Raw genomic sequence first — 8,579 nt, 5'->3', positions numbered from 1 at the left:
CGGAGCCAGAACCGGTTTGAGCGGTGGTGCGTTGGCAAATTACGGCGGTGTGCTCCTGAGTTTGGAACGCATGAATAAAATCATACGGATAGATGAACAAAACCACCAGGTAATTACCGAACCGGGAGTTGTAACGGAAGAACTTCAAAATGCAGTAAAAGCTGTCGGGTTATTCTATCCTCCTGATCCGGCATCGAAAGGGTCTTGTTTTATCGGTGGAAATATTGCTGAAAATTCGGGCGGACCAAAAGCGGTGAAATACGGCGTTACGAAAGATTGGGTACTCAACCTGGAAGTTGTTTTACCCAATGGCGACGTTCTGTGGACAGGCGCAAATGTGATTAAAAACGCTACCGGATACAATTTAACGCAACTTATTATCGGGAGTGAAGGAACGTTGGCCATTGTTACCAAAATCGTACTGCGCCTGATTCCCCACCCTACTCATAATTTATTGCTGTTGATTCCTTTCCGGAACGGCGTGGAAGCTTGTGAAGCTGTCGGGAAAATCTTCATGGCAGGCATCATTCCAAGCGGTTTGGAATACATGGACCGGGATGCGATTATTTTCACAACTCCCTACGTGGACGATGCTCCGAATCTCTTAAAGGATGATCACGATGCACACCTTTTAATCGAATTGGATGGTTTCAACCAGGATGTTTTGATGCAGGAAAGTGAGAAAATCATGGAGCTCGCAGAGCAATTTGATATTGATGAAATTCTTTTTGCCGAAACGGAAGCTCAAAAGGACAGTTTGTGGCGCCTGAGACGAAAAATCGGAGAATGCGTCAAAACTCATTCGACCTATAAGGAAGAAGATACGGTTGTTCCACGCTACGAATTGCCCCAATTACTAAAGAAAGTAAAGGAATTGGAAAAGAAATACGGATTCAAATCTGTTTGTTACGGGCATGCGGGAGATGGAAATCTGCACGTCAATATTATCCGGGATCAGCTGAGTGAAGACGCCTGGAATAATCAACTTCCGGTAGCAATCCGGGAATTGTTTACCGAAGTTGTCCGTTTGGGAGGAACCATTTCAGGAGAACACGGAATCGGTTTGGTTCAAACACCATATATGGATTTGGCTTTCAGTGAAACCGGACTCGATCTGATGCGTTCCATCAAGCAGGTATTCGACCCGAAAAACTTATTGAATCCGGGGAAAGTTCTACCAAAAAAACACTCATGAACCGCGTAGACCGTTTATTTGGAATTGTCACACTCCTTCAATCCCGAAAATATGTGAGTGCCGAACGGGTTTCTGAGAAATTTGAAATCAGTATCCGAACAGTTTACCGGGACATTAAAGCAATCGGAGAAGCCGGAATTCCGGTAAGTTTTGAGCCAAACAAAGGCTATTTCATCGTTCCGGGATATTTTACTCCGCCGGTTTCATTCACTCTGGACGAAGCAAATGCCTTGTTGTTATCTCAATCATTAATCGAAGGTTTCGGAGACAAATCCATTCAAGCCACTTTCGATAATGCCCTAACGAAAATCAAGGCCGTTTTAAAACAGGTCGATAAAGAAAAAATAGCATTGCTGGATCAGAGCATCAAATTGCAGCTTCCCCATCGTTTGAACAACGCGTTTGATTATTTAGCAGACATTCAACAGGCTATTACCGAACAAAAACAAGTCCGGATCAGTTATTTAAGTTTAAAACAGGAGTTACTGGAGCGAACCGTAGAACCGATCGGCCTGGTATTTTATGCTTTTTCCTGGCATTTGATCGGTTATTGTCAGCTCCGGAAAGACTACCGCGATTTCAAAATTGATCGTATCAAAGAGCTTCGTCAAACAATGAATCCGTTTGAAGTGAGCAAGCATATTTCCCTAAGCGAGTACAAACTTCCGGTAAATTACTAAAGCAAATTCAAAATTGACCAATTGAAAAAGTAACAGTGAGAAAATAGAAGTGAAAAGTTACTTCGAATCCGCTGCGCCTATGCTGTAGCTTCAGCGCAAGCATTCAGTTTCCTTTTGATTTCTTCATTTTACATAAAAATTTTCATATCCGAAAAACAGACTGCCATAGGGTTGTCAGTGTGACTCCTTTTCTTTGTATTAAAATTTAGAAATCATGACACGAAAAGAACAATTACAGGCACAATTGGCTGCTGAAGCAGAAACAACCAGAAAATTTATCAAGGCTTTTCCTTTTGACAAAAAGGATTACAAGGTTCATGAGAAAAGCATGAAATTAGGAGATATTTTCCTTCATGTGATTGATCTTCCTCTTTGGGCTGAAATGGCAGTAACAACTGATGAGTTGGACTTTGAAAACACTCCTTACGATCCTAAAAAACTAGATTCAGTTGAGCAGGCAATGACGTATTTTGAGGAGTGTGTTGCAAAAGGAATGGCAGCATTAAATCATGTCGAAGACGCGGCTTTGGACAAAACGTGGGTATTGCGTTCAGGAGCAACCATTTATTCTGAACGAAGCAAAGAAGACGTGATCCGAATGGCTCACAACCAAACCGTGCATCACAGAGCTCAATTGGGTGTAAATTACCGCTTACTCGGAATTCCTGTTCCGCAAAGCTACGGTCCTACAGCAGACTTCCCTGAATTTCAAGCATAAAAAAAGCCCTGACGATAGTGTCAGGGCTTTTTTTATATCATTATTTTTGATCGCAAACAGTGTTGCTTACCTCAACATATTTACATGTCCTTCATATCTACGGGCTTTTTTATCTCCCCCGCCTTTGGCAACAATCGTCCAGGTATAAACTCCCTCTTTTACGGTTGCTCCGTGATATGTTCCGTCCCATCCAACTGCAACATCATGAGATTCAAACAAGATTTCACCCCATCTGTTGAAGATTGCAAAGGTGTAATCATCCATTGCCATTCCGTCAGGGAAAACAGGGATAAATATGTTATTGAATTCATCGCCGTCAGGAGTAAATGTATTCGGTACAAAAATCAGGAACTCTTCGATAAACACAATCGGTTTACAAATTTCGTTCTGACAACCTTCCGGAGAAGTTACTGTCAAACAAACTTCGTAACTACCGGCATCAATGTCTCCGTAATTTACCATCGGGTTTTCAAGTGTCGATGATCCGAACGCTCCGAAATCCCAATCATAAGAAACAGCATTTACCGAATTATCATGGAATTTAACCGTTGAATTTACTGTTGAAGGAGGAACCGGACTCCAGGTAAAGTTCGCAATCGGATCAGGAACCACACACACCACATTCAACAACGTTGTATCAGTAATACAACCTTCAGTTGTCGTAATCTCAACTGAAACGTCATAACATCCTACCTGCGTGAATATGTTCGAAGTAGACACCCCACTTCCTGTTGATCCGTCTCCGAAATTCCATGTTGCACTTGTAATTGATCCTGCTACGACAGCAGGAAAATCAAAGGTTGCTACTAACGGTGAACAACCGGAAGCTGGCGTAACCTGGAATACCGGACTTGGAAGATTATAGATTTGAACTGTTACCGGAATCGTATCATATCTGTAACACGCATCATGTGCAACCATCAATACTGTTTCCGAACCGCTTGGTACGTAAGTATAACTTGCTCCGTTAGCCAGAGTATCGTGCGCCACCGGAGTTAACCATTCATAAGAATATCCCGGCAATCCGTCAACACCCGAACCAGTCATCGTAACCGGATTTCCCGGACAAGCCATAACCGGAGTTGTAACGGACGCCACAAAAGGAGGGCGCACTGTTACACTTGCATTCTGAGCATTTGAAACACAGCCATTCTGATCATAAACCGTACACGTAAATGTCGCAGGAACTGTCAGGTTCACATTCAGATATTGAGTCGTATCTCCTGTATTCCAAACATAATAATATGGAGCCGTTCCACCCGTTGCACTACCGGACAAAGTCCCGTAACCGTCATAACAGATCAAAAGTCCGTCTTCAGGAATCGCTGCCTGAACCAACGGTTGAGGTTGTCCGACAGTGATTGTACCAGATTGCACACATCCAGCTACATCTTTAACCTGGATCGCATATGTATTTGCGCAAAGTCCTGTAAAAGTATTCGTTGGCTGGAATGTCGTTCCATTATTAATGCTATAACCAGTAGCCAATAGTGAGTTGATTGTAATAGTACCGTTGCAATCTCCGTTACACAGAGCATCCGTAGCACTTGTACTGGTAATCACCAACATTGGCGGTTCTGTAATACTGAATGTCTGAACTGCTGAGCATGCATTTGCATCAGTAACTGTTATGCTATAAGATGCTGCACACAATCCGTTCGTTGTATTAGATCCTGTAGCTCCGTTTGACCAGGTATAATTATAAGGAAGAGTTCCTCCCGTTACAGTTGCTGTAGCATTTCCATCACAGAAACCATGACAACTTGCATTGGTAACTGCTACGTTTTGAACAACGAGTTGAGCAGGTTCCGTAACATTCACGGTTGTGTTTACCAAACAGCCTTTCGAATCTTTTACCACCGTATTGTAAGACCCGGCACTCAAGAATTGTACAGTTGTTTGATTTGAGAAGGAAGCTCCGTTATTCGTACTGTACGAATAAGGTGCAGTTCCACCTGAGGCAGCAAATGTGATTTGTCCGGTGCTATTATTGAAGCAAGTCAATGCAGTCGGAGTAACAACTGCTGCCAATGGAGTTGGCTCAGTAACCACAATCGGTTCTGTATCCGTACATCCATTCTGGTCTGTAATTGTCAAAGTGTAATTTCCTGCACAAATATTCGTGATCAGAGATGCAGGTTGCGGAGTTCCGATTGAATAGGAAATCGCGCCCGTTCCGCCTGAAACCGTTACCTGTAACTCTCCGTTACATGCAGCATTACAACTCACATTCTGAACGGCTGCTCCGATAATAATCGGTGATGCCTGATTCGAAATGGAAACCGTTGTAGTTGCCTCACAGTTATTTGCATCATGAATAAATACGTTATAGATACCTGAGCTTAAACCTGTGTAGGTAGAAGTTGCCGAATAAGTCACTGAATTGTCGATACTATAAGTATATGCGCCAGTTCCTCCGGAACCTGTAATTGCAATTCCACCGTTTGACGCCGCACAAGTTTCATCAGTAGGAACAACTGTCAACGCAACTGCTGTTGGCTCTCCAATTACCTGAACTGCATTGATAAAACAATTCTTATTATCCTTTATCTGGATATCCACGTTACCAGCGCAAAGCCCGGTTAGTGTAGACGTTGGAAAATAATTCAATCCATTATCCGGACTATACAAATAAGGAGCTGTTCCGCCGGTAGCATTTACTACAATTTGTCCGTCGCAGGCATCAAAACACAATGCATTTGTCGGTGTGTACGTTGCTGCCAGCTGAGTCGGCTGGTTAACCGTTGCTGTCCCGGTAACCTGGCACCCCATTGCATCCTGTGTTATCAGGTTGTATGTTCCGGCAGCCAAATTAAAGAAGGATTCAACAGGAGAAAAAGTCGCACCGTTATCAATACTGTATTGATAAGCACCAGTACCCCCTGTCGTTCCGATTTGAATTGCTCCCGTATTATCGTTGAAACATCCCAGGTCGAAAATAGTTGTTGCCATCACTAATGGCGGTGCCTGAGTCAGAGTAGCTGAACCAAAGACCATACATCCGTTATCATCCATAACAACCAAATCATATGTTCCGGCAGCCAATCCCGTAAATGTAGTTCCGGTTTGGAAAGAGCCTCCTCCATCAATACTGAATTGGTATGAGCCTGCTCCTCCAGTCACATTGATAAAATCAATTTCTCCTGTACTCCCCGAGTTACAACTGATGTTTGTCAGGTCCGTGTCAAACTGAACTTCTGTCGGTTCATCGACCATAAACGGAATCGTAAAGATACAATATCCACCATCGTAAATAGTTACAATATGTGATCCAAACGGTAAATTTGAAAAGACACCGCTTGATTGTGGAACTCCATTGTTATCCAACTCATAAGTAATCGGAATTTGTCCGCTAACGTTTTCAACTTCAATTTCACCATTGGCAACCCCAAAACAAGTAGCATCATACTGATGGAGGGTAATTCCTTCCATCTGAACATCGCTAACCCCGAAAAATACGGATGAAGTACAACCTAATTGATCTACAGCTGTGATTTGATATGCTCCTGCAAACAAGTTCGAAAACGTTCCGGATGCCTGGAAAGGACCGTTATTAATAGAATATTGAAAAGGACCGTTTGTACCATTTGCTGCAACATTCAACTCTCCGTTGTTACTTCCACAATTCGAAACCAAAACAGAAGTTGTGTCAATTCCGAATCCCGGAGGATTAACCAAATTTTGCACAGAAGAAAATTGACATCCGTGTGCATCTTGTACTAAAATCGTGTTATTACCTCCACATGCACCTGTGATTGTTGTTCCGGACTGTAACGTTCCACCATTTAATGAATATTGATAAGCCGGTGTTCCACCTGAGGCAGTCACAGCAATTGTCCCGTCACAGGACCCGTTACAAATTGGGTTTGTTTTCACAAATGTTGCAGAAACAGGAGTTGGTTGAGTAACAGTGACGTCAGCATTGGTCAAACATCCGTTAGCATCTTTTATAACTACATGAATCAATCCTGCGCATAAACCAGTCATTGGGTTTGCCAATCCGTAAGTTACACCATTGTTTGATGAATATTGATATGGAGCTGTTCCACCGGATACATTCGCCAGAACTTGTCCGTCACAAACTGCATTACAGGAAGCTGCCGTTGGTGTTGATGTGAATGTCAACTGAGGTGGAGTTGTAATTGTAAACGGAATAGTAGAAGTACATCCATTTACATCCGTTACAGTAGCTGTGTAAGAACCAGCCGTTAAATTGGTAAATGTATTGGACGCTTGTGTTGGTCCACCAATTGAATAAGTAAACGGTGAAGAACCTCCGGCAATTCCGATAATTACAGATCCATTCACCCCGCCAAAACAACTTACGTTTGTTTTACTCAAAATAGATGCCACCGGTGAGTTTGTTGCAGTGATTGTTATTGACAATACTTTGGTACATCCACGGCTATCCGTAACTACTACGTTATGAACACCCGCAGTCAATCCATTAAAAGTAGCACTTGCCTGACTTGCTCCTCCGTCAATAGTGTATGTATAAGGAATGGTTCCACCTGCAGGAACTACAGTAACAGAACCGTTATTAGAACCACAAGTTGCAGGAGTTATTGAGCCTTGTGTTAAATTCAAAATAGCAGGTTGGGTAATATTTTGATTCAGAACAACCGTACAGTTGTTTGCATCTTTAATTGTTACTGCATAAGCTCCGTTACACAATGCTGTAAAGGAATTTGATGCCTGAAAAGCACCCCCGTTAATGCTGTATTGATAAGGTAAAGTTCCACCTGAAGCTGCAACTGTTATAGATCCGTTACATGCTCCGTTACAACTTACGTTCGTTGGAGTAAGTGTACCGCTCAATGCAGTTGGCTGTGTAATTGATACGTTTGCAGTCGCAACACAACCGGAGTTATCTGTCATTGTAACAGTGTAACTTCCTGCTCCTAATCCGGAAGCTGTTTGAGACGTTTGCCCGCCTGTCCAGGAATAAGTATAAGGCGCCATACCTGTTGGCGTTGCTGTAGCAGTACCGGTTGGTGATCCATTACAAAGAATATTGGTTCCGGCAGCAGTTACGCTACAACAAACCGGCCCGGCTCCAATGGTAAACGTACCATTGGTTGTACAACCGTTTGCCCCTGTTACTGTATAGGTGTAGTTTCCATCCGGTAAATTGGTGAAACTTGCCGTGGCGGCGGCTGTATTAGCCTCGACGACGGACCCGCTGACCGGCCCTGCAATATTTACAGTATAAGGCCCCGCACCAGGAGGGTTATTGATCACAACAGAACCGTTATTGTAATTTGCACAGGATTCAGCTGTCGGTGTAACGGTAGCCGGAGCTAAGTTTGAAAAGCTTACTGCTACCTGATCATTTTCAGTTACAGTTGTTCCGTCACATCTGTTATAGGTAATGACAGATGTATAAGTCGTTGGTCCGGTCGGACAAACGTTAATCGTATTTCCTAAGCCGATTTGAGTTGGTCCCTGAAACCAAGCCACAGAGTAATTAGCAGCACCATTCGGTGTAAAACGCCATGCTTCCGGTGTGTTTATTGCCCAGGTAGGATTTGTATTTCTATTAGGAGCAGCAATTCCTGCCGTACCTGCCGGGTTTTGAATTCCGATAATGGCATTACCACTGTTCCAGTTAGTACATAATGGTTTTGCCTGAACATATACATCGATAACGTTTGTTGTTTCATACAATACCATCATACAAGTAGATCTGACCGTTGGACAGTTCGCATTGTTAAAGTGACGCATGTTATCGTAAGAAACCACGAAAATACGGCAAGGAGCCGTACCCAATAAAAACCATCTTACTGTCCCTGTCGGAGTTCCGATCGTAGGGTCCATATCGTGATAAACTCCGAAAACATCTCCCGCAGTTGTCAAAGCAGTAGAAGGACAACTTGCAGAAAAACTCCATGGATGAGTTCCTCCGGCGAACGCACCGAATTTGATCGCACCATTTGAGCCGACTCTACAGGTTGTGTAGGTCTGTCCGTAATAACAAAAATTAAAT

At 43.1% G+C, this 8,579-nt stretch carries 4 protein-coding genes; 3 read left to right on the top strand and 1 reads right to left on the bottom strand.

The features are described 5' to 3' along the window. From Q1V93_RS16390 to Q1V93_RS16380, 3 genes are all read left to right on the top strand, one after another. The coding region (locus Q1V93_RS16390) for an FAD-linked oxidase C-terminal domain-containing protein (RefSeq protein WP_300666141.1) at positions 1-1,195 on the top strand (1,195 nt) is incomplete at its 5' end. Next, entirely contained in the window at positions 1,192-1,875 is a 684-nt protein-coding gene (locus Q1V93_RS16385; protein WP_300666140.1) for a YafY family protein, read from the top strand. The genes Q1V93_RS16390 and Q1V93_RS16385, both read left to right, overlap by 4 nt. 214 nt (positions 1,876-2,089) lie before the next feature. Further along, entirely contained in the window at positions 2,090-2,593 is a 504-nt protein-coding gene (locus Q1V93_RS16380) for a DinB family protein (protein ID WP_300666139.1), read from the top strand. A gap of 66 nt (positions 2,594-2,659) precedes the next feature. Here the strand turns inward: Q1V93_RS16380 and Q1V93_RS16375 are convergent. Beyond that, positions 2,660-8,579 (bottom strand): PKD domain-containing protein (locus Q1V93_RS16375; RefSeq protein WP_300666138.1); only part of this gene is annotated, 5,920 nt, incomplete at its 5' end.

Origin of the sequence: Fluviicola sp., from assembly GCF_030151805.1 — a bacterium.
In the GTDB taxonomy this organism is placed as follows: domain Bacteria; phylum Bacteroidota; class Bacteroidia; order Flavobacteriales_D; family Crocinitomicaceae; genus Fluviicola.
Note: the sequence above shows the minus strand (reverse complement) of the source record. Positions and strands in the feature narration are given on the sequence as shown.

Excerpts from the sequence above, each read along its gene's own strand:
- Q1V93_RS16380 (WP_300666139.1), top strand. The coding sequence starts at position 2,090 with ATGACACGAAAAGAACAATTACAGGCACAATTGGCTGCTGAAGCAGAA.
- Q1V93_RS16385 (WP_300666140.1), top strand. The coding sequence starts at position 1,192 with ATGAACCGCGTAGACCGTTTATTTGGAATTGTCACACTCCTTCAATCC.